This window comes from Coprococcus comes ATCC 27758 (assembly GCF_025149785.1).
Lineage (GTDB): Bacteria > Bacillota > Clostridia > Lachnospirales > Lachnospiraceae > Allocoprococcus > Allocoprococcus comes.
The window spans coordinates 1,811,156-1,836,184 of sequence record NZ_CP102277.1 but is presented as its reverse complement, the minus strand read 5'-3'; the positions used below and the strand labels follow the sequence as shown (position 1 = coordinate 1,836,184).

23 protein-coding genes and 1 riboswitch are annotated in these 25,029 nt (G+C 42.0%); of the genes, 20 read left to right on the top strand and 3 right to left on the bottom strand.

The features are described 5' to 3' along the window. The first annotated feature begins 34 nt into the window (after positions 1 to 34). The 15 genes from purF to NQ556_RS09235 all read left to right on the top strand — a co-directional run bounded on the left by purF (position 35) and on the right by NQ556_RS09235 (position 18,348). Positions 35 to 1,471 (top strand): amidophosphoribosyltransferase, encoded by a 1,437-nt coding sequence (gene purF / locus NQ556_RS09305; protein WP_044999256.1) that lies wholly within the window; start codon positions 35 to 37, stop codon positions 1,469 to 1,471. 13 nt (positions 1,472 to 1,484) lie between these two features. Beyond that, positions 1,485 to 2,918 (top strand): adenylosuccinate lyase, encoded by a 1,434-nt coding sequence (purB, locus tag NQ556_RS09300; RefSeq protein WP_044999258.1) that lies wholly within the window; start codon positions 1,485 to 1,487, stop codon positions 2,916 to 2,918. 425 nt (positions 2,919 to 3,343) lie between these two features. Continuing rightward, positions 3,344 to 4,717: an alanine/glycine:cation symporter family protein gene (locus NQ556_RS09295; protein ID WP_044999260.1), complete on the top strand. Its 1,374-nt coding sequence runs from the start codon at positions 3,344 to 3,346 to the stop codon at positions 4,715 to 4,717. A 167-nt stretch (positions 4,718 to 4,884) separates the two neighbouring features. Then, positions 4,885 to 5,009, top strand: a riboswitch (glycine riboswitch). A gap of 183 nt (positions 5,010 to 5,192) precedes the next feature. After that, positions 5,193 to 5,579: a GrdX family protein gene (locus NQ556_RS09290; RefSeq protein ID WP_022220909.1), complete on the top strand. Its 387-nt coding sequence runs from the start codon at positions 5,193 to 5,195 to the stop codon at positions 5,577 to 5,579. A gap of 79 nt (positions 5,580 to 5,658) precedes the next feature. Beyond that, on the top strand, positions 5,659 to 6,939 hold the full coding sequence (locus NQ556_RS09285; protein ID WP_008375306.1) for a glycine/sarcosine/betaine reductase component B subunit: 1,281 nt from the start codon (positions 5,659 to 5,661) through the stop codon (positions 6,937 to 6,939). Positions 6,940 to 6,959: 20 nt separating this feature from the next. Then, a complete protein-coding gene (gene grdB / locus NQ556_RS09280; RefSeq protein ID WP_081445293.1) occupies positions 6,960 to 8,273 on the top strand; it encodes a glycine reductase complex selenoprotein B in 1,314 nt (437 codons plus the stop codon). Positions 8,274 to 8,321: 48 nt separating this feature from the next. Next, positions 8,322 to 9,269, top strand: coding sequence for a thioredoxin-disulfide reductase (gene trxB / locus NQ556_RS09275; RefSeq protein ID WP_008375312.1), 948 nt, complete (start codon positions 8,322 to 8,324; stop codon positions 9,267 to 9,269). A 36-nt stretch (positions 9,270 to 9,305) separates the two neighbouring features. Then, the gene (trxA, locus tag NQ556_RS09270) at positions 9,306 to 9,623 is read left to right on the top strand and encodes a thioredoxin TrxA (RefSeq protein WP_008375313.1); all 318 of its coding nucleotides are present in this window, start codon (positions 9,306 to 9,308) and stop codon (positions 9,621 to 9,623) included. Positions 9,624 to 9,756: 133 nt separating this feature from the next. Beyond that, entirely contained in the window at positions 9,757 to 10,230 is a 474-nt protein-coding gene (grdA, locus tag NQ556_RS09265; protein WP_081445294.1) for a glycine/sarcosine/betaine reductase complex selenoprotein A, read from the top strand. Between the two features lie 296 nt (positions 10,231 to 10,526). Further along, the gene (gene grdC / locus NQ556_RS09260; protein ID WP_055247420.1) at positions 10,527 to 12,065 is read left to right on the top strand and encodes a glycine/sarcosine/betaine reductase complex component C subunit beta; all 1,539 of its coding nucleotides are present in this window, start codon (positions 10,527 to 10,529) and stop codon (positions 12,063 to 12,065) included. A gap of 18 nt (positions 12,066 to 12,083) precedes the next feature. Further along, positions 12,084 to 13,238 (top strand): glycine/sarcosine/betaine reductase complex component C subunit alpha, encoded by a 1,155-nt coding sequence (gene grdD / locus NQ556_RS09255; RefSeq protein ID WP_008375325.1) that lies wholly within the window; start codon positions 12,084 to 12,086, stop codon positions 13,236 to 13,238. Between the two features lie 246 nt (positions 13,239 to 13,484). After that, entirely contained in the window at positions 13,485 to 14,246 is a 762-nt protein-coding gene (locus NQ556_RS09250) for a threonine/serine exporter family protein (RefSeq protein WP_118217886.1), read from the top strand. An 18-nt stretch (positions 14,247 to 14,264) separates the two neighbouring features. Further along, the gene (locus NQ556_RS09245; RefSeq protein ID WP_022220903.1) at positions 14,265 to 14,789 is read left to right on the top strand and encodes a threonine/serine exporter family protein; all 525 of its coding nucleotides are present in this window, start codon (positions 14,265 to 14,267) and stop codon (positions 14,787 to 14,789) included. A 139-nt stretch (positions 14,790 to 14,928) separates the two neighbouring features. After that, a complete protein-coding gene (gene gltX / locus NQ556_RS09240) occupies positions 14,929 to 16,386 on the top strand; it encodes a glutamate--tRNA ligase (RefSeq protein WP_055157834.1) in 1,458 nt (485 codons plus the stop codon). A 99-nt stretch (positions 16,387 to 16,485) separates the two neighbouring features. Further along, positions 16,486 to 18,348 carry an ATP-dependent helicase gene (locus NQ556_RS09235; protein WP_173686604.1) on the top strand — a complete coding sequence of 621 codons (1,863 nt, stop codon included), beginning with the start codon at positions 16,486 to 16,488 and terminating at the stop codon, positions 18,346 to 18,348. On the opposite strand, the gene NQ556_RS09230 is transcribed toward NQ556_RS09235, so the two are convergent. Further along, positions 18,349 to 18,663 (bottom strand): DUF1292 domain-containing protein, encoded by a 315-nt coding sequence (locus NQ556_RS09230; RefSeq protein WP_008375343.1) that lies wholly within the window; start codon positions 18,661 to 18,663, stop codon positions 18,349 to 18,351. It lies immediately after the preceding gene. Positions 18,664 to 18,792: 129 nt separating this feature from the next. On the opposite strand from NQ556_RS09230, the gene NQ556_RS09225 reads away from it, so the two are divergent. From NQ556_RS09225 to NQ556_RS09205, 5 genes are read left to right on the top strand one after another with little or no spacing between them, the layout of a single operon-like run. Continuing rightward, the gene (locus tag NQ556_RS09225) at positions 18,793 to 19,785 is read left to right on the top strand and encodes a sugar ABC transporter substrate-binding protein (RefSeq protein WP_008375344.1); all 993 of its coding nucleotides are present in this window, start codon (positions 18,793 to 18,795) and stop codon (positions 19,783 to 19,785) included. Beyond that, the gene (locus NQ556_RS09220; protein WP_008375345.1) at positions 19,776 to 21,497 is read left to right on the top strand and encodes an alpha-amylase family glycosyl hydrolase; all 1,722 of its coding nucleotides are present in this window, start codon (positions 19,776 to 19,778) and stop codon (positions 21,495 to 21,497) included. The genes NQ556_RS09225 and NQ556_RS09220 overlap by 10 nt, the downstream gene beginning before the upstream one ends. Continuing rightward, positions 21,494 to 22,033, top strand: coding sequence for a DUF5662 family protein (locus tag NQ556_RS09215; RefSeq protein ID WP_008375346.1), 540 nt, complete (start codon positions 21,494 to 21,496; stop codon positions 22,031 to 22,033). Before NQ556_RS09220 ends, NQ556_RS09215 begins: the two co-directional genes overlap by 4 nt. Positions 22,034 to 22,050: 17 nt before the next feature. Continuing rightward, positions 22,051 to 22,230 (top strand): DUF4250 domain-containing protein, encoded by a 180-nt coding sequence (locus NQ556_RS09210; RefSeq protein WP_008375347.1) that lies wholly within the window; start codon positions 22,051 to 22,053, stop codon positions 22,228 to 22,230. Between the two features lie 15 nt (positions 22,231 to 22,245). Continuing rightward, the gene (locus tag NQ556_RS09205) at positions 22,246 to 22,434 is read left to right on the top strand and encodes a hypothetical protein (protein WP_008375348.1); all 189 of its coding nucleotides are present in this window, start codon (positions 22,246 to 22,248) and stop codon (positions 22,432 to 22,434) included. A 57-nt stretch (positions 22,435 to 22,491) separates the two neighbouring features. Here NQ556_RS09205 and NQ556_RS09200 read toward each other — a convergent pair whose 3' ends face one another. Both NQ556_RS09200 and NQ556_RS09195 read right to left on the bottom strand, forming a co-directional pair. After that, positions 22,492 to 24,189 (bottom strand): recombinase family protein, encoded by a 1,698-nt coding sequence (locus NQ556_RS09200; protein WP_204576019.1) that lies wholly within the window; start codon positions 24,187 to 24,189, stop codon positions 22,492 to 22,494. A 167-nt stretch (positions 24,190 to 24,356) separates the two neighbouring features. Further along, complete coding sequence (locus tag NQ556_RS09195) at positions 24,357 to 24,989, bottom strand: DUF5067 domain-containing protein (protein WP_008375353.1); 633 nt, start codon at positions 24,987 to 24,989, stop codon at positions 24,357 to 24,359. Between the last annotated feature and the right edge of the window lie 40 nt (positions 24,990 to 25,029).

Genomic DNA, 25,029 nt, shown 5'->3' with positions numbered 1-25,029 from the left:
TAAGCGGATACAACAAATAGGAGAAGACAAAACGATGAGCGAACTTGAAAGAGTAGAGACTGGTTTAGGTGAAGAATGTGGTGTATTCGGTGCCTATGATATGGATGGTGGCGATGTTGCGCCGTCAGTGTACTATGGTTTGTTTGCCCTTCAGCACAGAGGGCAGGAAAGCTGCGGAATTGCAGTGACAGATACCTATGGCAAGCGGAAAGTTCATTTCAGAAAGGGACTAGGACTAGTCAATGAAGTATTCGATGAGGAAGAACTTGGCAAATTAAAGGGAAACCTTGGCGTCGGACATGTGCGGTATTCGACAGCAGGGGGAACTCGTGCGGAAAATGCACAGCCACTGGTTCTGAATTATGTGAAAGGTACATTGGTGATTGCCCATAATGGTAATCTGACGAATGCGATCGAGCTTCGTCATGAACTGGAATATACCGGAGCAATCTTCCAGACAACGATTGATTCGGAAGTGATTGCCTATCATATTGCAAGAGAGCGTCTGAAGGTTTCAAAGGCAGAGGATGCGGTCAGGAATGCAATGAAGAAAATTGAAGGCGCATATGCACTGGTTGTATCAAGCCCGCGTAAGATGATCGGAGCGAGAGATCCATTTGGTCTCAAACCACTCTGTATCGGCAAGAGAGATAATACTTGGTTCCTGGCATCGGAAAGCTGTGCCCTTGCAGCAGTTGGTGCAGACTTTATCCGTGACGTGGAACCGGGAGAGATTGTCAGCTTTACAAAGCATGGAGTATCTTCGGACAAAAGTATGCAGATTCCACCTGAAAAGCAGGCACGTTGTATTTTTGAGTACATTTATTTTGCACGTATGGACAGCGTAATCGACAACATCAATGTATATCATGCAAGGATTGTTGCAGGAAAGGCTCTTGCACAGTCTTATCCGGTAGAGGCTGATCTGGTTGTCGGTGTGCCGGATTCCGGACTGGTTGCGGCAAAAGGATATTCGGAATATTCCGGAATCCCTTACGGTATGGCATTCCACAAGAACAGTTATGTAGGAAGAACCTTTATCAAGCCGAAACAGAGTCAGAGAGAGTCCAGTGTGAAGATCAAACTGAATGTTATTGAAGAGGTTGTACGGGGCAAGCGTATTGTTATGGTAGATGATTCCATCGTCCGTGGAACGACCTGTGCAAATATCATCAAGATGCTCAAAAAAGCAGGAGCAAAAGAAGTTCATGTAAGAATCAGTTCGCCACCGTTTTTACATCCTTGTTATTTTGGTACAGATGTACCGTCGAATGATCAGCTCATTGCTCATTCACATACAACGGAGCAGATCCGTGAAATGATCGGAGCAGATTCTCTTGGATATATGGAAATAGATAAGCTGAAAGACATGGTTGGAGATCTTGGATACTGCGATGCATGTTTTACAGGAAATTACCCGATGCGCGTTCCGGGAAAAGATATTTCCCACGCGTTTGAGTCAGAAGAATAGGGAGGATAAGACTATGGGATACGACAAGTATGTAAGTCCGCTTTCAGAGCGGTATGCCAGCAAGGAGATGCAGTATATTTTTTCTCCGGACATGAAATTTAAGACATGGAGAAAACTCTGGATCGCACTTGCAGAGACAGAAAAAGAGCTGGGGCTCAATATTACAGATGAACAGATCGCAGAACTGAAAGAGCATGCAGAGGATATCAATTACGATGTCGCAAAAGCACGTGAAAAAGTAGTGCGCCATGATGTGATGTCTCATGTATATGCATATGGACAGCAGTGCCCGAAAGCAAAAGGGATCATTCATCTGGGAGCAACTTCCTGTTATGTAGGTGATAATACCGATATCATTATCATGGCAGAGGCTCTGAAACTTGTTAAGAAAAAGCTGGTTAATGTTCTGGATGAACTTTCAAAGTTCGCAGATCAGTATAAAGATCTTCCGACACTTGCATTTACTCATTTCCAGCCAGCACAGCCGACAACGGTTGGGAAGAGAGCAACTCTGTGGATGCAGGAATTTTCTATGGATCTTGCAGATCTTGATTATGTGCTTGGAAGCCTGAAACTTCTTGGATCAAAAGGAACAACCGGTACACAGGCAAGCTTCCTGGAACTGTTTGAGGGAGATCAGGAAACCATTGATAAGATCGATCCAATGATTGCTAAGAAGATGGGATTTGAAGCATGCTATCCGGTATCCGGACAGACCTATTCCCGTAAAGTGGATACAAGAGTTGTGAATGTTCTTGCCGGAATTGCAGCAAGTGCACACAAATTCTCCAATGACATCCGTCTTCTCCAGCATCTGAAAGAAGTGGAAGAGCCGTTTGAAAAGACACAGATCGGATCTTCTGCAATGGCATATAAGAGAAATCCAATGAGAAGCGAACGAATCGCATCTCTGTCCCGTTACGTGATGATTGATGCGCTGAACCCGGCGATTACTTCTGCTACACAGTGGTTTGAACGTACTCTGGATGACTCTGCGAACAAGCGTCTGAGTGTACCGGAAGGTTTTCTTGCGATTGACGGTATTCTGGATCTGTGCCTGAATGTCGTTGACGGACTGGTTGTATATCCAAAAGTAATTGAAAAACGCCTGATGTCTGAACTTCCGTTCATGGCAACAGAGAATATTATGATGGATGCAGTAAAAGCTGGTGGAGACCGTCAGGAACTGCATGAAAGAATCCGTGAACTTTCGATGGAAGCAGGAAAGAATGTTAAAGAAAAAGGTCTGGACAACAACCTTCTTGAACTGATCGCGTCAGATGATGCATTTAATCTGAGTCTGGAAGATCTTCAGAAAACAATGGATCCATCCAAATATGTAGGACGTTCCAAAGAACAGGTCGAAGCATTCCTTAAGAATGTGATCCGGCCGATCCTGGATGAAAATAAAGAGCTGCTTGGTGTAAAAGCAGAGATCAATGTATAGAATAACTGAATAAACAGAATGGAAGAGCAGGAAGCAGATTTCCGGGTAAGACGGAAGATTGTTTCCTGCTTTTTATTTATGTTTCATGGTCTGAAAATAACTTCTTTGAAATATCAATATAGTAAAAAATTAATGCGTTCATCTGAAAGAATCTATAAATCCCATGGAAATGCATAGATATTAAATCGTCATTAATTAGACAATTTGACGAAAAATATGAAAACTGAGTTTTTGACAAACACAGAAAAGCGCGAAAAAACGCACTTATTTAGAGCAAATTTATTATGTTATCGTAATAACATGGTGATAATACACAAAAAATAAATAAGTTAACTGAAAATATTGCATAAAAACTATAAATAGGTTATTATAGATTCAACAGATAAAAACTATAAGGGATGTCTATTAAAAAGGAGGGTTACCGTATGAGTATTAACGATTTAGTATTAAAGGTAAATGATGTCCTAACAGGATCGGTGCTGATCATAGCACTTGTAGGTATTGGCTTGCTGTTCACATTTAAGCTTGGATTTATCCAGATCCGTGGTTTTAAAGATGGATGGAACAGAACTTTTGGCGGACTTTTTAGTAAGAAAGGGGATGCCGGAAAAGACGGAATGTCTTCTTTCCAGGCACTTGCAACAGCAATCGCCGCTCAGGTTGGTACCGGTAATATCGCCGGAGCTGCAACTGCAATTGCAGTCGGTGGTCCGGGAGCAATCTTCTGGATGTGGATCAGCGCATTCCTCGGAATGTCAACGATCTTCGCAGAAGCGGTTATGGCTCAGAAGTTCAAGCAGGTCAGTGATGACGGAACCGTAACTGGTGGTCCGGTATATTACATACGAGGAGCATTTAAAGGAACGTTCGGAAAAGTTCTGGCAGCTATTTTTGCAGTGCTGATCATCTTTGCACTTGGATTCATGGGCAATGCAGTTCAGTCTAACTCAATCGCAGCATCATGGAACACTGCATTCGGAATTCCGAAGATTGCAATGGGTATTTTTATAGCAGTTGTTTCTTTGTTTGTATTCACAGGTGGTATGAAGCGAATCGCAAAAGTTACTGAACTGATCGTGCCGATCATGGCAGCATTTTATATAGTAGGTTCTTTGATCGTAATTTTTGCAAACGTTACAGCAATCCCGGCAGCATTCCATGACATTATTGTTGGTGCGTTTAAACCGGCAGCAGTAGCAGGTGGTGCAATGGGCGCAACCTTGAAGCTTGCAGTACAGAAAGGTGTGGCAAGAGGTCTCTTCTCCAATGAAGCTGGTATGGGTTCTACACCACACGCACATGCAGTAGCAAAAGTAAACCATCCGGTTGAACAGGGCTTTGTAGCTATGATCGGTGTGTTCATTGATACATTCGTAATTCTTAACCTGACAGCACTTGTTATTATCACAACAGGATCAAGAACGAGTGGTTTTACAGGTGCACAGCTGAGCCAGTATGCTTTCTCTACTTTATATGGTAAGTTCGGTGAGATCTTTATCGCGATCTGTATGTTATTCTTTGCATTCTCAACGATCATCGGATGGTATTTCTTCGGTGAAGCAAACATCCGTTACCTGTTTGGGGCAAAAGCTGTTAAAATTTACTCAATCATTGTGTGTATCTGCGTAGCACTCGGATCACTTCAGGAAGTAGACCTTGTATGGAATATGGCAGACTGCTTTAACAGTATGATGGTTATCCCGAATGCGATTGCACTGGTAGCACTCAGTGGTCTTGTTAAGAAGACGCATGACGATTACTATAATAATTTCCTGCCAAATCAGAAAAAAGGCAAATAGATAATTTGTATAATATCTGAAAAATAGTTATAGAAAAAAACAATAAGAAATATACAAAAAAATCTATAAAAAGACTAGCATTTTGTATAAATGTGTGTTATAGTAATCATGTCAGCAAGAAAGATGCTGCAAAATGTATAAAAAATGCAGTCAATTAGATAGTAGGTTGATATTTCCTGCGAGAGAATCATTTATAAAGATATTTGATAAATGGTCGCCGAAGATGCAAACCGTAGAGTAGTAAAGCTCGTTGAATGGTGAAACTTTCAGGCAAAAGGATCGGGAAAGGTACTACACTCTGAATCCGGAATTACCGAATTTACAAGGAGACAGAAAGGACGTTTAAAACAGAGAAGTTGTTTTGGCGTCCTTTTTTGATACCAGATATATGTTAAAAAATTATCTGGAGTATTTCAGACACAGGGAGTCAAAAAAGACCGCATAAACGGACAGGGGACGAAAGGAAGAAGCGGCTATGAATACTGGATTTATGATTATCACAAATAATCCACTGGTAAAAGAAAAACTGGGGGAAGATTATCATGTGGAATACGAAGAACTTTCTTATGAGGACACACTTAAAAAAGTTCAGAAGATGATCTTCCAGGGATACCGACTTTTGACACATCCGCTGTCCGGAAGCGTAAAACCGAATGAGACTCCATATAAGTCGGTTATGCTCTCGGAAACGCCGGAAGGCCTGGATGCACAGGCGATGCAGATCATTGCAAGCGCTATTCAGGCGTGCGGTAAATTTCAGTTTAAGTCTGATCTTTATAAACCTCAAGTTTATGCAGACTTTCAGCTTGTAGATTACACATTGATCTCAAGTGCTCTGCCGTCAGCAGAAAGCTGGCGCTAAAAAAGGCTGTAGAAGTACATGCGGTTTAGTGTACTTTTGAGCATATAACAAACACATTCAAAAAAGGAGGGAATTTACAGTGAAATTAGAAGTAGGTCACATTTTTATTAACGACATTCAGTTCGCATCTGAATCAAAGATCGAAAATGGTGTTCTTTATGTTGACGAAGAAGCTGTAAAGGCAATCGTTCTTGAGGACGAAAAAATCAAAGGTGTTAAATTTGATATCGCAAAACCAGGTGAAAGCGTTCGTATCACTCCGGTTAAAGATGTTATTGAACCACGTGTTAAAGTTGAAGGAAGAGGGGGAGTCTTCCCAGGCGTTATCGCAAAAGTTGACACTGTAGGTAGTGGTAAGACATATGCATTAAAAGGAATGGCTGTTGTAACAGCTGGTAAGATCGTGGGATTCCAGGAAGGTATCATCGATATGTCTGGCCCGGGTGCAGAATATACACCATTTTCTAAACTTAACAACTTAGTAGTTGTTTGCGAACCAGTTGAAGGAATCAAACAGCATGAATATGAAAAAGCTGTTCGTCTTGCTGGATTCAGAGTAGCAGTTTACCTTGGAGAACTTGCTCGTGAACTCACACCAGACGAGACAAAGACATATGAGACATACGGAATCATGGAAGGAAAAGAAAAATTCCCGAACCTTCCGAGAGTTGCTTATGTACAGATGCTTCAGAGCCAGGGACTTCTCCATGACACATATGTATACGGTGTTGATGCTAAGAGAACACTCTCTACAATCATGAACCCGACAGAAGTTATGGACGGAGCTATCGTATCTGGTAACTGTGTATCCGCTTGCGATAAGAACCCAACATATGTTCATGAAAACAACCCGGTTGTACATGACCTGTTCGAAGAACACGGAAAAACAATCAACTTCGTTTGCCAGATTCTTACAAACGAAAACGTATACCTTGCTGATAAGATGCGTTCATCTGACTGGACAGCTAAGATGTGCCGTCTGTTAGACCTTGATGCAGTTATCGTATCTCAGGAAGGATTCGGTAACCCGGATACTGACCTTATCATGAACTGCAAGAAGATCGAAGCTGAAGGCGTTAAGACTGTAATCATTACAGACGAATATGCCGGACGTGACGGAAAATCTCAGTCACTGGCAGATGCTGATCCGGCTGCAGACGCAGTTGTAACCGGTGGAAATGCTAACCAGGTAATCGTACTTCCTAAGATGGATAAAGTAATCGGAACAGAAGATTTTGTTACAACCATTGCTGGTGGTAATGAACATTCTCGTCGTGAAGATGGAACAATCGAAGTTGAAATTCAGGCCATTACCGGTGCTACAAATGAAACCGGATTTGGATATCTGAGTGCACGCTAGGAATGGAGGACGTAAAGATAATGAGTAAAATTAAAGTTGTACATTATATCAATCAGTTCTTCGCTCAGATTGGTGGAGAAGAAAAAGCTGATTATCCTGCTGAACTTCGCGTAGGCGAAATCGTTGGACCTGGACAGGCTCTGACACAGCAGTTTGGAGAAGAAGCAGAGATCATAGCTACAATCGTTTGCGGTGACTCTTACTTCAATGAAAACCTTGACAAAGCAAAAGCTGATATTCTTGAAATGGTTAAGAGCCAGAATCCTGATATCTTCATCGCTGGACCTGCTTTCAATGCTGGACGTTACGGTGTTGCATGCGGAACTATCTGTGATGCAGTACAGGAAGAACTCGGAATCCCGGCAGTAACTGGTATGTACGTTGAAAACCCAGGTGCTGATATGTTCAAGAACAAAGTTTACACAGTATCTACAAAGAACAGTGCAGCTGGTATGAGAGACGCAGTTAAGAAACTTGCTCCTCTTGCTCTTAAGATCGCTAAAGGCGAAAAAATCGGTGCTTCTTGCCAGGAAGGTTACATGCCGAACGGAGTTCGTGTAAACTTCTTCGAAAAAGAACGTGGATCTAAGAGAGCTGTTAAGATGCTCCTTAAGAAACTGGCAGACAAGCCGTTTGAGACAGAGTATCCAATGCCAACATTCGACCGTGTTGATCCACAGCCAGCTATCAAAGATCTTAGCAAGGCTACAATCGCACTTTGTACTTCAGGTGGAATCGTTCCGAAAGGAAATCCGGACCACATCGAAAGTTCAAATGCCTCACATTACGGAGAATATGACATCACAGGTGTTATGGATCTTACAGAAGAGACATACGAAACAGCTCATGGTGGATATGACCCGGTATATGCAAACGAAGATCCAGACCGTGTACTTCCTGTAGACGTTATGCGTGAATTCGAAAAAGAAGGCGTTATCGGAAAACTTCACAACAAATTCTATACAACGGTTGGTAACGGTACAGCCGTAGCTTCTGCAAAAGCTTTCGCTGAGGAATATGCTCAGAAACTTATAGCAGACGGTGTTGACGCAGTTATCATGACCTCTACTTGAGGTACCTGTACACGTTGCGGTGCAACAATGGTAAAAGCAATTGAAGCAGCTGGACTCCCGGTAGTTCATATGTGTACAGTAACTCCGATTTCCATGACAGTTGGTGCGAACAGAATCGTTCCTACGATTGCTATTCCTCATCCACTTGGAAATCCGGCTCTTGAAAAAGATGAAGAGTATGCTCTTCGTAAGGGTCTTGTTGAAAAAGCTCTGAAAGCTCTTACAACAGAAGTAGACGGACAGACAATCTTTGACAACTAAATCATAGTTAGAAGGTCATGTAATTTTATTAAAAAAGGAGAGAACGTTATGAGCAAAGTTTATGACGTGATCGTCCTGGGTGCGGGACCTGCAGGCTTAGCTGCAGGTCTGTACGCAGGAAGAAGCCGTCTTTCAACACTGGTTATTGAGAAAGGTAAAGATGGCGGACAGATCGCAATCACAGATGACATCGAAAATTATCCTGGACAGATCGTAGAAGGGGAAAGCGGTCCTTCTCTTATCGCAAGAATGACACAGCAGTGTGAAAAATTCGGCGTTGAGAGAGCCTCAGATGTAATTAACGAAGTACACCTGGACGGCGATATCAAAGTACTGAAGAGTGCGAAGGCTGAATATCAGTCAAAGACGGTTATCATCGCAACCGGAGCTTTTGCAAGACCGATCGGATGCAAAGGCGAAAAAGAGTTCATGGGCAAGGGCGTTTCTTACTGCGCTACCTGTGATGCAAACTTCTTTGAAGATTTTGAAGTATACGTAGTAGGTGGAGGAGACTCTGCTGTAGAAGAAGCTATGTACCTTACAAAATTTGCAAGAAAAGTTACCATTATTCACAGACGTGATGAGCTTCGTGCAGCAAAATCCATCCAGGAAAAAGCTTTCAAGAACGAAAAACTTCACTTTATGTGGGATACGGTTGTAGAAGAAGTTGGCGGTGACGGAATCCTTTCTGAGATGACTGTTAAAAATGTGAAAACAGGTGAACTCACTAAGATCGTAGCTGATGAAGATGACGGAATGTTTGGTGTATTCGGATTTATCGGAACACTTCCAAACTCAAAGATCTATGAAGGAACAGGCCTTGAGATGGATGAAAGAGGATATATTCCGACAGATGCAGATATGCACACTAATATCCCAGGCGTATTCGCAGCAGGCGATATCCGCGTTAAGAGCTTAAGACAGGTTGTTACAGCTGCAGCTGATGGAGCAATCGCAGCTACACAGGCAGAAAAGTATATTAACGAATTAAAATAATAAACACTTTTTAATAGAGTGAGGAGGACATTTGACATGTTAGAAGTAGATAAGAAAACATTCGAAGACGAAGTCTTAAAAGCAGAAGGTTATGTATTCGTAGATTTCTTTGGTGATGGATGTGTTCCGTGCCAGGCTCTGATGCCGTTCGTACACGAAATGGCAGATAAATACGGAGATAAGATCAAATTCACATCTCTGAATACAACAAAAGCTCGTCGTCTTGCTATCGGACAGAAGATCCTTGGACTTCCGGTTATGGCTATTTACAAAGATGGCGAAAAAGTTGAAGAAGTAGTAAAAGACGATGCTACACAGGAAAGCATCGAAGCAATGATTAAGAAATATATCTAATCATTATTTAATTAGGTGAGCCGCGCACAGCCGGCAGAGATCCGGCTGTGTGCTCACAATATATAATCGCGTAAAGCGTGTAAAACTATTATCAAAACAAAATTTTAAAAGAAAGGAAGGAGGAAAAGACATCATGGCAATTTTAAAAGATAAAAAAGTTGTTATTATCGGTGACCGTGACGGTGTACCGGGACCAGCAATCGCAGAATGCGTTAAGACAGCTGGCGGAGATGTAGTTTTTTCTTCAACAGAATGTTTCGTCTGAACTAGCGCAGGCGCAATGGATCTGGAGAATCAGAAAAGGGTAAAAGAATTTGCTGAGGAGTACGGCCCGGAAAACGTAGTCGTAATCGTAGGCGCAGCTGAAGGAGAAGCAGCAGGACTTGCTGCAGAAACCGTTACAGCAGGAGACCCGACATTCGCAGGTCCGTTGACAGGGGTCCAGCTTGGACTCACAACTTATCACGTATGTGAACCAGAGTTAAAAAAAGAATTTGACCCGGCTGTTTACGATGAACAGGTAGGCATGATGGAAATGGTCCTTGATGTTGATGATATCGTAGACGAAATGTCAGCAATCCGCAACGAATATTGCAAATACCTCTAAGATAAAGAGGGATTTATCCTTCGAAGCGGAATATCTGAGATAGAGGTACAGGCGGCAGGATTCTTCCTGTCGCCTGTTTTATTGCCAGGCATATCGGGAACATGCTGGTATTGCATTAGTGAATTGCCTAGCATCTCGGAAGCGTGCCAGTGATGCGCTTCTGATAAAAGCTTGTTTAGCGCATTCTGCCCAAAATCTTTTAAATCAGGACAGGTAGATTATACGCGCATATCACGGAGAAATGAATGATGGTGACACTCGTAAAAAGAGAATGTCAGGAAAGGTGGAAACCAGCGATGAACAGTGTAATTAAAGGAGCAGGATATGTACTCGTACATACCCCGGAAATGGTAGTTTACAACGGAACAACACAGACAACAGAAAGAGTTGTTAATCCGGAATCAGAATATTTAAAAGAACTTAGAGATCATCTTCGGTCATATGATACATGTGTAAATTATTGGCCGAATCAGGTATATATCGGAAATGCAACACCGGACGACCTTGCCCAGGTTGAATTTCCTTACTACGATAAAGTAAAAGAAGGTGCAGAGCGTTACGGAAAATACGGTGAGATCATGCCGGAAGACGAATTCCTTCTTTTAGCTCAGGCATGCGACATGTTCGAAGTTGTTATGCTTGAAAAAGGATTTGTAGCAGCTACAAAAGAAAAATTTGCAGCAGATCCGATCATCACAGATGATATCGTAGAAAAAGTAATCGAGGGATTTGAAATCTCAGAAATCGAACACTTTGTAAATGAAGAGCATGCTGAAGGTCTGTATCATGAAAACAAACTGGTAGGCTGTGTAAAGAGAGCGCATGACATTGATGCAAACCTTTCAGCACATGTTATGCATGAAAACATTATGAGTAAGGCATCCAGTGTGCTCGCCCTCCTCTATGGTGTAAGAAACGCAGGAATCGAAAAGACAGACGTTGAGTATGTCATCGACTGTGCAGAAGAAGCTTGTGGTGATATGAACCAGCGTGGCGGTGGTAACTTCGCAAAAGCAGCAGCTGAAGTTGCAGGACTTTTGAACGCAACAGGTTCTGACTCACGTGGATTCTGTGCCGGACCATCTCACGCACTGATCGAAGCAGCAGCTCTCGTAAAATCAGGCGCATACAAATGTGTAGCTGTAACAGCTGGTGGTTGTACAGCAAAACTTGGTATGAACGGTAAAGACCATGTAAAGAAAGGTCTTCCGATCCTGGAAGACTGCCTTGGCGGATTCTGTGTAATCATCGCAGAAAACGATGGTGTAAACCCGGAAATCAACCTGGATATCCTTGGACGCCATACAGTAGGAACAGGAAGTGCTCCGCAGAACGTAATCGGAAGCCTTGTAGCTGATCCACTGGAAAGAGCAGGACTTAAGATCACAGATATCGATAAATTCTCTCCGGAAATGCAGAACCCGGATATCACAAAACCGGCAGGAGCCGGAGATGTACCGCTTGCTAACTACAAGATGATCGCAGCTCTCGCAGTTAAGAGAGGCGAACTTGACAGAAAAGAACTTGCAAGCTTCGCAGGAGAACACGGACTGACAGGATGGGCTCCGACTCAGGGACATATTCCTTCAGGTGTACCGTACATTGGATTTGCAAGAGAAGATATCCTTGCTGGAAAGATCAATAAAGTCATGATCATCGGAAAAGGAAGTCTGTTCCTTGGACGTATGACCAACCTCTTCGATGGTGTATCTTTCGTAATCCAGGCAAATACCGGTGCAGAAGATAACAGTGGTGTATCAGAAGAAGAAGTAAAAGGACTGATTGCAAAAGCAATGAAAGATTTTGCAGCATCACTCATGGCAACAGAAGAATAAGAAAGGTGGACAAACAAAATGGCAAATAGTATTGAAAGAATGATTGCCGACACCTTTATGGAGATGGCGCAGGGACTGGAGACAGGAAGCTTCGGAAAGCGCCCGAAAGTTGCACTGACCGGAATGGGAAGCGAACATGGAGAAGAAAACTCTATGGCAGCGGCAATTGAAGCGGCAAAAGACGGAATTGATGTATATTATATCGGAACATTAGAAGCAGAAGGCGTTACAACTGTTAAAGTGGCTAACGATGAAGAAGGTCATGATAAGATGGAAGAAATGCTGAAGAATGGAGAAGTAGATGCAGCAGTAACCATGCACTTCCCATTCCCGATCGGTGTATCTACAGTAGGACGCTGTGTAACACCGGCAACTGCAAAAGAAATGTTCATCGCTAATACAACAGGAACATCCAGCACAGACCGTATTGAAGGAATGATCAAAAATGCGATCTACGGAATCATCGCTGCAAAAGCTTGTGGCAAGAAGAATCCGACCGTTGGTATCCTGAATGTAGACGGTGCACGTCAGACAGAGAAAGCTCTGAAGAAACTGCAGGAGAACGGGTATCCGATCGAATTTGCAGAATCAGGAAGAGCAGATGGCGGATGCGTTATGAGAGGAAATGACGTCCTTCAGGCATCCCCGGACATCATGGTAACAGATTCCCTCACAGGAAATATCATGGTGAAAATGCTTTCTTCTTTCACAACAGGCGGAAGCTTTGAAGCTACAGGATTTGGATATGGACCAGGAATCGGAGAAGGATATGAACAGCTTGTCATGATCGTATCCAGAGCATCCGGAGCACCGGTTATCGCAAATGCAATCCGTTACGCAGCACAGCTGGTAAGAGGAAAAGTATTTGAAGTAGCGAAAGAAGAATTTGCAGCTGTTAAGAAAGCTGGATTAAAAGAAATCCTTGATGAGCACAAAGCTTCTCAGAAACCGGCAGCGGCTGAAGAAGAAGTAAAAGAGCCACCGAAGGAAGTCGTTACAGCACAGATTCCAGGTATTGAAGTTATGGATCTGGAAGACGCAGTTAAAGTACTGTGGAAACTCGGTATTTACGCAGAAAGCGGAATGGGATGCACCGGACCAATCATCCGTGTATCAGACGCAAACCTCGCAAAAGCTGAGGAAGAACTGAAAAAGAGCGGATATATTAACTAATAAAATCTGCCTTTTTATAAACACTCTCACTCTAATTCAGGAAGATGGGCTTTCCGGTCATAAGACCGGGAAGCCTTTTTCCTTGCGAAAAACTGTTTTTGCAGAAAGATTATACATTATTTGTCACAGATACTGTGAACGGTAATGATTGTACTGTTTTGTGTACGAAAAATTTTTGGTTGATTTTTAGAATAGGAAATAGTATCATGACAGTTATAAATCCGAAAAAGTGAGAGGGAGAAAGTCATGGATACGCAATTATTACTGAAAACGGCGATGCTTGCCGGTGAAATAATGCTGCGAAGCGGAGCGGAAACGTATCGTGTGGAAGATACCATGCATCATATACTGAAGACGGCGGATCACATCGAGATGGCAGAAGTTCTGGTGATCATGACCGGAATTTCCGCGACGATCAAACTGGAGAACGAAAAGGCAGTTACTGTTACAAAGAGAGTAGAAGAACGGGATACCAATCTAAAGCTCGTCGTAGATGTTAATGAGATTTCCAGGCAGTATTGTGGAGATGATCTGACACTAGAGCAGGCATATGAGAAGCTTTCGACGTTAAAACAGTTCGAGTTCAGCCGCAAGACAACCAACCTGGCAATGATGGGGGTTGGTGTGGGATTTACAATTTTTTTTGGTGGATCCATTGCAGATACCGGGGCAGCCATCATTGTAGGACTTTTTCTTGTTGCCTTTGTATCAGCGGGACAGGATCTGAAATTTCACCCATTTATTCAAGATATTTTCGCAGGATTTGGTGTTGCATTTGCCTGCTGCCTTCTAAAAGAAGGTCTGGGTGATCAGATGAATATGGATACTGTTATGATAGGAAGTTTCATGCCTCTTGTACCGGGAATGGCAATCACCAATGCTGTCAGGGATACCTTGCGGGGGGATTATCTTTCCGGTGGTGCAAGAGTGATGGAAGCTTTCTTAAAAGCACTTGGGATTGCAATTGGAATTGGTATTGGGCTGGCGCTTTGCGCAAAGATTTTTTAGCAGGAAGGAGAGCAAAAAATGAACAGTACTGTTTTTGAAATGATCATCCGGGTATTTGGAGCGTTTTTGTCTATTTACAGTTTTGCGGTTCTCCTTCAGGTTCCGCGCCGCTTTGTTCTTCAGGCTGGTATTGTAGGAGCAATTGGTGGATTTGTTTATCTGCTTGCAATACATTTTGGCAGGGGAGATATGATGGCATCTTTATATTCAGCAGTTGCAGCTGCGGTTGTTTCGCATATTTTTGCGAGAGTTTATAAGACACCGGTTACGTTGTTTCTGATTGCCGGGGTTCTTCCGACTGTTCCCGGGAACGGGATGTACCAGACGGTTCATTATCTGATCGACGGGAACGAGGCGATGTCCGAATTTTATCTGATCCAGACATTGGAGATCGCAGGCGTGATCTCTCTTGCAATTTTTGTCGTGGATACCTTTTTCCAGGCTTTTCAGAAGAGTGAGTGGAAGCAGAATTCCATGAAGTATGTCCGAAAGATCGTTCCTGGAGCTGAGGAACCGCAAAATACAGAAAAACGGGAAAAATAGTGGCTTCGGAATGCTTGAAGTAAAAAAGGGAATGTGTTAGTATTATAAAGATGAACATATATTTGAATGTCATAGAGAACTGTGAATAGTTTATTTTCACAGTGAAAATAAAACAGAAGTTAAAGAGAGGAACACTAAAATGAAAAAAGTCAGAACAAGATTTGCACCGAGTCCGACAGGTAGAATGCATGTCGGTAATTTGCGTACTGCATTATATGCATACCTGATCGCAAAACATGAAGGCGGAGATTTTATGCTCCGTATTGAAGATACAGATCAGGAAAGATATGTAGAAGGTGCATTGGATATTATTTACAGAACACTGGAGAAGACAGGCCTTGTTCATGATGAAGGCCCAGATAAAGATGGCGGTGTCGGACCATACGTTCAGAGTGAAAGACAGGCTTCAGGAATTTACATGAAGTATGCTAAGCAGTTAATTGAACAGGGAGATGCATACTACTGTTTCTGTGATAAAGAACGTCTGGAATCTTTGAAGACTTCTGTATCAGAGGATGGAACACAGATTGTGAATTATGACAAGCATTGTCTGCATCTGAGTAAAGAAGAGATAGAAGCAAACCTTGCAGCCGGAAAGCCATATGTTGTCCGTATCAATATGCCGACAGAGGGAACCACAACTTTCCATGATGAAATTTATGGAGATATTACCGTTCCGAATGCGGAACTGGATGATATGATCCTGATCAAATCAGACGGATATCCGACCTATAATTTTGCGAACGTTATTGATGATCATTTGATGAATATTACACACGTTGTCCGAGGAAATGAATATCTTTCTTCAGCACCGAAGTACAACCGTCTTTACGAAGCATTTGGATGGGAAGTACCGGTCTATGTACATTGCCCGCTGATTACAGATGAGAACCACAAAAAGCTCAGCAAGAGATGTGGACATTCTTCTTACGAAGATCTTCTGGATCAGGGATTTGTAAGTGAAGCAATTGTAAATTATGTGGCACTTCTTGGATGGTGTCCGCAGGATAACAGAGAGATCTTCTCACTGCCGGAACTTGTTGAAGCATTTGACTATCATCATATGAGCAAATCACCGGCTGTATTTGATATCAATAAGCTGAAGTGGATGAACGGGGAATATCTGAAGGCTATGGATTTTGATAAATTCTATGAACTTGCAGAGCCGTATATCAAGAAAGTGATCACAAAGGATTATGATCTGAAAAAGATTGCGTCTCTGATCAAGAGCCGTATCGAAATCCTTCCGGATATCAAAGACCAGATTGATTTCTTTGAAGCTGTTCCGGAATATGATACTGCAATGTATTGCCATAAGAAGATGAAGACTAACGAAGAGACTTCTCTGGAAGTATTAAAAGAAATTCTTCCAAGACTGGAAGCATGGGATGATTACAGTAATGACGCATTATTCGGGCTGCTGAAGGGATTTGCAGAAGAAAAAGGTTATAAGAACGGATATGTGATGTGGCCGGTAAGAACTGCAGTTTCAGGAAAGCAGAATACTCCGGGTGGAGCGACTGAAATCATGGAAGTTCTTGGTAAGGCAGAATCTGTAGAAAGAATCAAGAATGCAATAGAATTATTAAGCAGGTAATATACAGATATAAAAGTATGCATGGGGGACGGATTTCTTTTTTCGCGTAATGCGGAAGAGGAATCCGTTCTGTTGTATTACATATGAGAAGGGGAGTTCATGAAACTAAACAGAGGACAGGATGAAGCGATAAAGCACGGGAATGGACCGTGTATGGTGCTGGCACCTCCGGGTTCGGGAAAGACGCTTATTGTCACAGAACGTACCCGTTATCTGATCGAGGAGAGCGGAGTACGCCCGGATCAGATTCTTGTAATTACTTTTACAAGATATGCAGCACGTGAAATGAAAGAACGTTTTGAAAGGCTGACTGCCGGAAAAAATTATCCGGTAACGTTTGGGACCTTTCACAGTATTTTTTATGGGATTCTAAAATGTGCCTATGGGATTGGTGCGAATAATCTGATGTCTGAAAAAGAGTCCTCTGTACTTTTACAGGAGGTCTTAGACCAGACCAATATCGAATCAACACCTGAAGTAGAAGATGAAGAGGAACTGGTGAGAGAACTTCTGCGGGAAGTCGGCATGGTAAAGAACGGACTTTATCATCTGAAAGATTTTCACAGTAAGTATCTTACACAAGATGAGTTTGCAGAAGTGTTCCGCAGCTATGAGCATCAGAAAAAAGAACTGAAAAAATTTGATTTTGATGATATGCTGGTACAGTGTTATGCACTTTTCCGGAAAAAGCCGGAGATTCTGCAAGGATGGCAGAAGCGTTTTCAGTATATCCTGATCGATGAATTCCAGGATATCAACCGTGTGCAGTATGAAGTGATCCGGATGCTTGCAGCACCGAGGTACAATTTGTTTGTAGTCGGGGATGATGATCAGTCCATTTATGGATTTCGTGGAGCAAAGCCGGAGCTGATGCTTTATATGAAGCAGGAATTCCCGTCACTTCGGACCATTTCGCTGACGGTGAATTATCGTTCTACCGAATTTATTACCGGAGCAGCGGCAAGAGTGATTTTGCATAATGATACCCGTTTTTACAAGCGTGTACAGTCATTTCGGGGAAGAGGACAGAATGTTCATGTGCAGGAAGTCCTGGATGAACAGGAAGAGGCGCAGTATGTAACGGAAGAGATCCAGAAAAAACTGGATCAGGGAATAAAGCCGGGAGAAATTGCTGTGCTTTTCCGGGCAGCAGTCCAGGCGCGAATGATTTCGGAAATATTAAGCGAACACCGTATCCCGTTTGAAATGCGAGATTATGTGACCAATTTTTACAGGCATTTTATTGTAAAAGATATGATGGCATATCTGCAGTTGGCAGCAGGAAAGCGGGACAGGTCGCTTTTCCTGACGATCTGTAACCGACCGCTCAGGTATCTGGCACGGAACAGTATGGAGAACCGGCAGGTAAATTTTGAGGATCTGCGTAAATTTTATTGCGATAAGGACTGGATGCTGGATATTATTGACCAGTTTGATGTGGATGTCCGTATGATGAAGAATATGGCACCTTATGCGGCAATCCAGTATATCCGGAAAAAGATCGGATATGATGATTTCCTGAAAGAATATGCCGAAAAACATCAGATTTCGTGGAAGCAGCTGATGGATGTGATGGCAGAGCTTGAGGAGAGGAGTAAAAACTTCAAATCCTATGATGAATGGGAAATCCATATTGCAAAATATACGCAGGAGCTGGAAGAACAGCAGGCAAAGGCAAGGAAGATCAAAGGAGAGCGGGAGAATAAGGTACAGCTGATGACGATCCATTCAGCGAAAGGACTGGAATTTGAGGATGTATTTGTGATCCATGCCAATGAGGGTGAGATTCCGCATCAGAAGGCAGAAAAGAAAGATGAGATTGAAGAAGAGAGAAGACTTTTTTATGTAGCACTAACCCGTGCGAAGAATAATCTCTGTATTTCCTATATTACACAAAAAAACGGGAACAGTATCAAACCGTCCCGTTTTGTGGAAGAGCTTTTAGGTCAGAGAATAAAATAATTATTCTTCAATATCAAAGCCTTCAAATTCCTGTGTATCAAGCCATTCATCAAACTTATCCGCAGCGCGGTCATACTCATCATCATCTTCGATATTCTGAAGATCATGATCGGAGCCGCCTGTGGTATCACGGATAAAGCGATAGATCCATACGTCTCCGTCCTCATTTCCACCGTCTTCATCAAGCGGAAGAAGTGCAATGTATTCGGTAGAATCCATATTAAAAGTTGTGATAATGGCGCATTCGATTTCCACATCGTCATCAAGTGTCAGTGTGACAACATCGGATTCAAGCAGATTATGTTCCTTTTCCATTGTTCAGTTCTCCTTTCAATCTGATACTATCACTCTAACAGAGTATGGGGATATTTGCAAGGGGAAAAGTATTGACATTAGCGGTAAAAAAGATACAATAAAAGAAAGGTTTCAGGGAGGTTTATCTATATGAAGAAAAAGATTTTTTCTATCTTTCTTGTGATGGTTCTCTGTATTGGCATGACTGCAGGCTGTAAGAAGAATGTTGGGACAAGCCAGGACAATGCAATAGCAGAAGAGGACGATGACAGCAAGGAAGAGGCAAAAAGCTATCGTTTTGGATTTAGTTGTATTACCATGGAAAATCCATACTATATTACACTTGAGCAGGCACTGAGAGAAGCAGTCGAAGCACAGGGAAGTACGCTGGTGACAAAAGATCCGGCACTGAATGTAGACACCCAGATCGAGCAGATCCATCAGATGATCAAAGACGGACTGGATGCCATTTTTCTGTGTCCGGTATCAAGAGATGCGATCACACCTGCACTGAAAGAGCTTAAGGAAGCCGATGTTAAGATCATCAATATTGATACGGAAGTTAAGGATACGGATTATATTGATGCCTTTATTGGTTCGGATAATAAAGCTGCCGGACAGCTTTGTGGAGAAGATCTGATACAGCAGAGTCCGGATGGTGGAAAGATTGTAATTCTTGAAGGTCTTACACAGAATTCTATTGTAGAGAGAATTACAGGCTTTGAGGAAGCAATTGCCGGAAAGGGATTTGAGATTGTAGGAAGAGCAGATGTCAGTGGAGATTTGAACGAGGCAAGAGAAGCAGCTAACAAGATTTTTGCAGAGAATAAGGATGTTACGGCAGTAATGTGCGGGAACGACCAGATTGCGCTTGGGGCACTGGTTGCAGCAAGAACAGCCGGTCTTACTGATGTAAAGATTTACGGGGTAGATGGTTCTCCAGATCTGAAAAAAGAACTTCAGAAGACGGATTCCCTGATTCGCGGAACAAGTGCGCAATCACCGATCAAACTCGGAAAAGAATCGGCCAAAATCGGTTTTGCTATTTTAAACGGGGATGATTATGAAAAGACAACGTATCTGGATGTATTTTTTATTGATGCCTCGAATGTAGATATGTATGGAGTTGACGGATGGCAGTAACAGGGGGAACAGTGGATATGAAGACAGCAGTGGGATTTCCGTTTCCACAGGGATGTACTGTGGAAGGACAGACAGCGAATTTTTCGGTAGCAGTTCCGGAAGGACAGACATGTGAACTGATCATTTATAAAAAAGGTGCCAGGGCTTCAGCATTTTCACAGGAGATGCCATACTCTGATGTGGCAGGAAATCTGCACTTTCTCTCCGTGGTGCTGGAACAACCGGAAGATTATGAATATTGTTATAAAATCGGTGGAAAGATAGTTCCGGATCCATATGGAAAAGCATTTTCAGGCAGAGAACACTGGTCTGTGTCAAAGGGAAAGGAAAAGAGAACACTGCGTACCCGGATCGTAACAGATACATTTGACTGGGGAAAGTCGCAATTTCCTCATCTGAAAAAGGAAGATGTGATCGCCTACAGTCTTCATGTCCGTGGATTTACAAAACACAGTTCGTCCGGAGTCGCACACAAAGGAACGTTTGACGGAGTTACGGAGAAACTGCCCTATCTTCAAAAATTGGGGATTAACCAGATCCATCTGATGCCGGTTTATGAATTTGATGAGAATCAGAGGCATGTGAATTACTGGGGATATGGAAAAGCATATTTCTTTGCACCAAAAGCATCATATGCGGCAGGGGATCCGGTGAATGAGATGAAGTCACTTGTTCGTCAGATGCATCTTGCAGGGATTGAAGTTATTCTTGAGATGCCTTTCACAGAGGGAACTACGTTTTCTCTGATTTTAGATTGCCTGCGTTACTGGGTGATGCAGTATCATGTGGATGGATTTATTGTGAATCCATATATCTGCAATCCGGATGAACTTGCAAAGGATCCTGTGCTTGCGAAAAGTAAAATCCTCAAAAAAGAAGACGGATTCCAGAATGTGATGCGCCGTTTCTTAAAGGGAGACGAGGGCATGATCCGGGATGTGATCTGCCAGCTGAAGAATCAGGATACACAGCTGTATAATTATATTGCAAGCCACAACGGATTTACGCTCTGTGATGTAGTTTCCTATGATGGAAAGCACAACGAAGCAAATGGTGAGAATAATCTGGATGGTCCGGATTACAATTACAGCTGGAACTGTGGGGCAGAAGGGAACAGCCGGAAAAAGGCGGTTAACGAGTTGCGGAAGAATCAGATATTTAATGCGTTCTTTTTACTTTTATTTGCACAGGGAATGCCGTGTATCCTTTCCGGGGATGAATTTATGAATACCCAGAAAGGGAATAATAATGCATACTGTCAGGATAATCTGATATCATGGCTTGACTGGAACCAGCTTTCCAGACAGGAAGAATTATATACATTTGTATGTCGACTGATTGCACTTCGCAAAGCCTGTATGAAGCAGATAGCGAAAAAATCAGAAGACACGATGGGTAGAAGCGGAATCCCTCAGATTTCCTATCATGGGGAGGATGCGTGGCAGATGCCGGCAGGGCGTGCAAGCAGACAGCTTGGTGTATTCTATCATGAAGAAAGTACAGAGAAGGACTTTTATATTGCATATAATATGCACTGGCTTTCTCATTCATTTGCACTTCCTTCCCTTCCAAAAGGAATGGAATGGGTGTGCATAGCAGGGACAAAAGAAGGAGTCCTGGATGAAAAAGAAGCAGTTCCGGTAAAAGATAAGAAGGTTCAGCTGGAGGAGCGAACGATCAAAGTTTTTGTTGGAAGGCAGGCTAAAGAATGAAAATCTGGAAACATTTTTGCACCATAACACATCACAAATATCTGGTTATGAAGAACTGCTTTAAGGTAGGACTTTACAGACAGGGACTTTTGCATGATATGTCGAAGTACTCTCCGGCGGAGTTCTGGGTTGGGTGCAGGTATTTCCAGGGAAACCGGAGTCCGAATAACGCAGAAAGAGAAGAAAAGGGCTATTCTTCGGCATGGCTGCATCATAAAGGGCGCAATAAACATCATTATGAATACTGGATTGACTACGGACTGGAAGGAGAACCAATGCTTACCGGGATGAAGATGCCCAAAAAGTATGTGGTCGAGATGTTAATGGACCGGATCGCAGCATCCAAGATTTATATGAAAGATAAATATACGGATACGTCACCGCTTGAATATTATCTTCACGGTATTGCAGGGGACTGGATGCATAAGGATACCAGGGCACTTCTGGAAGAACTTCTCTATATGCTCGCGGCAGACGGGGAAGAGAAAACTTTTGATTATATCCGAAATACCGTGTTGAAAACGAGAGATTATTAGAAAAAGAGGATAAAAACATGGCAGATTTACCAAAGGATCCAATGATCCTTCTGAGTGTGGTCAATACAAAATTACGGGATTTTTATGCAGATCTGGATACTCTTTGCCAGGAGATGCAGATTGAGAAAAAAGAACTGACAGAGAAACTGGCATCCATTGATTATGAATATGATGCAGGGCTGAACCAGTTTGTATAGAGAGGTTAATAACATATGAATAATATTGATTTTGATGCAATAGATCTTACCAAAGAAGCTCCGGTCACCGAGCCGGAGAGACAGTACTATTACATTGCCAAAGCGCGGAAGTATGTAAGTGAAAAAGCACAGGAGATCGGAAGAGATCTGACTTTTTGCGTGACGACTTTCGGTTGTCAGATGACCTCGGTAGTAGAGGTTTGATAAAATTGATATTATTTCATAAAGAAACCCCGGAAAATCAACCTTTCCGGGGACTTTTTATCTGTATAATAATTTATGCGATAAGCCATTTTTAAACACTATTTCGGAAATCTGCCTGTTTAGCACCACAATATGATCGATCACGGAATTCATAAATGCTTTCATGGATTCTTCATCCAATATTGCAAGACTTCTATAATCTATAAACTCACCACTATTGATTTTGTGGATAATCAAAAACTGCGAAGCAGTTTTAATGAAGTCAATCTGGTTTACATTATTCGCTATTGCATCATTGTCGATATCTTTAATTTCATTTTCAATTTTCACCCTATCTATTTCTAGTTTGGATTTCATTTCAAGAAATTCTTTTTCGTCCATTGCATCATCATCGAAGAGGTATGCCTTTTTCAATCGCTCCAAAGCACGATCTGTTTTTTGGAGATTTTCTTTCAATTTATTCTTTTTGTTCTCGTTATCTTGACTTTCTTTTTCAATAGGAGATGATGACCATATGTTGGTTGACCGTCCATATAATAAATCCATTGTTTCTTGCAAACTATCATCTGCTATTCCAGCTAAATCCGTAAACTGCATATGAGAGAGGATAAGCTGCTCTAATTCTTTTTTGTCTTTGAGTTTTTTCCGCTTTTGGGATATGTCTACCATAGCTGCTATATAATTTATCATAAATGGACCTATTTTAACTTCGCTCACATTTAAACTGTCACATATTGCCTTTTGACGCTTTCTTGTGCAGACATAATTAGATGGGCGAAAACCATCCAGCCTACGTTCATCTTTTCTACATACTTGATAATGCGCTCCGCATTTTCCACAAATAATAAGTCCAGAAAAAATATTGCACTGTTTTCTGATTGGAAACATATAGTTTGTATTCTGTTTTTTATAGTTTTCATCCAGTCGCCTGTTTACTTCATCGAATATTGTGGGATCAATCAGTGGTGGAAACACATTTTTAATATAGACAACTTCTTCCTTTGCTTTTTTCTTCCCTCTTGCGCTATTCCGATAATTGTATCTATAGTCCCCTTTATTTATCGGATTCCGTAAAAAATCTCCTACTGTTTTAGAAGACCATTCGCCACCCCTTTTGGTTGGAATGCTGTGTTCGTTATTATATCTAGCAATCCGGAGAGTACTATATCCGTTTAAATATCTGTGGTACATATCTATCCCGTATTGAGCTTCTTTCTTTGAATGCACCGGCATCTGCTTTTCTTCGTCCCAATCCCAGCCATACGGTACACGTGCGCCGTTCCATTGCCCGTTCTGCGCTCGCCCGATCATAACGTCTGTAACACGCTCAGATGTGAGCTTACGCTCCAATTCTGCAAACACTAGGATAATCTTAAGGATAGCTTCGCCAATTGCGCTAGAGGTATCAAATTGCTCGTTCAGCGAGATAAAGGTTACGTTGTTGTACTTGAAATCATCGTACATGAGAGAGAAATCCACAAGATTTCGTGAGATTCGGTCAATTTTATACACGATCACATGAGATACTTGCCCTGACTTTACCTTTTCCATCATTCGTTCAAATGCAGGACGTTTGGTATTCTTGCCGGATTTGCCTGCATCCTCAAATATTTCAATTCGTTTTTTATCGATGTGTAGCACGTGTTCACAGTAATTCTTCAATTCCTTTTTCTGGAATGGGAGAGAGTCCTTGTCCACCTGATACCCGGTTGATACCCGGACATACAATGCTACGATTTTCTCTTTTTCTGGCATAAAATATCATCCTCCTTAAAAATGAGTATAAAAATAACAGCCAGTGAAGAACATTCGTTCCGCTTGCGTGGCTGCCTGGAAGATGATATACTAATTTTGTGAGAATTGGCATTATCTTCCAGATAGTGTCTATTGGCTCCGGTGTTGGTAGCGCCGGGGCTTTTCTTTTATTGCAACTGTATTTCTTGTTGCTGCGCGAATAATTGAGTTTCTCCATTATCGTCAAGTGAATTGTCTACTCTCAATTTGAGCGGAGAAGTTTCATCCTGCAACTCAAAAGCAACAGCTATATTAACTGTAGTTCCAGATAAAATGGCTTTCATAGTATTGTCAAAAGATTCATCGCTAAAATCATAATTATTCATTGAAATCCACTGATCTAGCTGGATTCCGTTTTGGTAAACTCTGAAATTGTAATGAGATTCAGCAGATGTTTCGGAATCATTTACATTTGTAAAATCAAAATATAATAATACTTTCTTAGAAGTCGTTCCATCTTCGCCGGTGTCATCTATTACTTTTGAACCAGTATACTTTAATGTTGTGGTAGAAGAAGTGATATCTATTGAATCAACGATATCATAGCCATCTTCGGTATTGCTGGCATTCTTTTCTACCCATTCAGCCTGTGACATTTCATCATCTGATTTTTCACTTCCTGTCGAATCTTCTTTTTTATCTTTAGTTGTTTCTTTTGTTGCTTTATCGGCTTTTGCGGATTTATCAGAAGAACTTCCGCAAGCAGTTGCATTGAATGCCATCATTGCAATTAACATCATTGCTACAATTTTTCTTTTCATAAAGGTTATCCCCCCTGTATAAAGTATTTATATAATCGCA

Bases quoted from the DNA above. Each gene is read 5' to 3' on its own strand.
- purF (WP_044999256.1), top strand. From the start codon at position 35: ATGAGCGAACTTGAAAGAGTAGAGACTGGTTTAGGTGAAGAATGTGGT.
- purB (WP_044999258.1), top strand. From the start codon at position 1,485: ATGGGATACGACAAGTATGTAAGTCCGCTTTCAGAGCGGTATGCCAGC.
- NQ556_RS09295 (WP_044999260.1), top strand. From the start codon at position 3,344: ATGAGTATTAACGATTTAGTATTAAAGGTAAATGATGTCCTAACAGGA.
- NQ556_RS09290 (WP_022220909.1), top strand. From the start codon at position 5,193: ATGAATACTGGATTTATGATTATCACAAATAATCCACTGGTAAAAGAA.
- trxB (WP_008375312.1), top strand. From the start codon at position 8,322: ATGAGCAAAGTTTATGACGTGATCGTCCTGGGTGCGGGACCTGCAGGC.
- trxA (WP_008375313.1), top strand. From the start codon at position 9,306: ATGTTAGAAGTAGATAAGAAAACATTCGAAGACGAAGTCTTAAAAGCA.
- grdC (WP_055247420.1), top strand. From the start codon at position 10,527: ATGAACAGTGTAATTAAAGGAGCAGGATATGTACTCGTACATACCCCG.
- grdD (WP_008375325.1), top strand. From the start codon at position 12,084: ATGGCAAATAGTATTGAAAGAATGATTGCCGACACCTTTATGGAGATG.
- NQ556_RS09250 (WP_118217886.1), top strand. From the start codon at position 13,485: ATGGATACGCAATTATTACTGAAAACGGCGATGCTTGCCGGTGAAATA.
- NQ556_RS09245 (WP_022220903.1), top strand. From the start codon at position 14,265: ATGAACAGTACTGTTTTTGAAATGATCATCCGGGTATTTGGAGCGTTT.
- gltX (WP_055157834.1), top strand. From the start codon at position 14,929: ATGAAAAAAGTCAGAACAAGATTTGCACCGAGTCCGACAGGTAGAATG.
- NQ556_RS09235 (WP_173686604.1), top strand. From the start codon at position 16,486: ATGAAACTAAACAGAGGACAGGATGAAGCGATAAAGCACGGGAATGGA.
- NQ556_RS09230 (WP_008375343.1), bottom strand. From the start codon at position 18,663: ATGGAAAAGGAACATAATCTGCTTGAATCCGATGTTGTCACACTGACA.
- NQ556_RS09225 (WP_008375344.1), top strand. From the start codon at position 18,793: ATGAAGAAAAAGATTTTTTCTATCTTTCTTGTGATGGTTCTCTGTATT.
- NQ556_RS09220 (WP_008375345.1), top strand. From the start codon at position 19,776: ATGGCAGTAACAGGGGGAACAGTGGATATGAAGACAGCAGTGGGATTT.
- NQ556_RS09215 (WP_008375346.1), top strand. From the start codon at position 21,494: ATGAAAATCTGGAAACATTTTTGCACCATAACACATCACAAATATCTG.
- NQ556_RS09210 (WP_008375347.1), top strand. From the start codon at position 22,051: ATGGCAGATTTACCAAAGGATCCAATGATCCTTCTGAGTGTGGTCAAT.
- NQ556_RS09205 (WP_008375348.1), top strand. From the start codon at position 22,246: ATGAATAATATTGATTTTGATGCAATAGATCTTACCAAAGAAGCTCCG.
- NQ556_RS09200 (WP_204576019.1), bottom strand. From the start codon at position 24,189: ATGCCAGAAAAAGAGAAAATCGTAGCATTGTATGTCCGGGTATCAACC.
- NQ556_RS09195 (WP_008375353.1), bottom strand. From the start codon at position 24,989: ATGAAAAGAAAAATTGTAGCAATGATGTTAATTGCAATGATGGCATTC.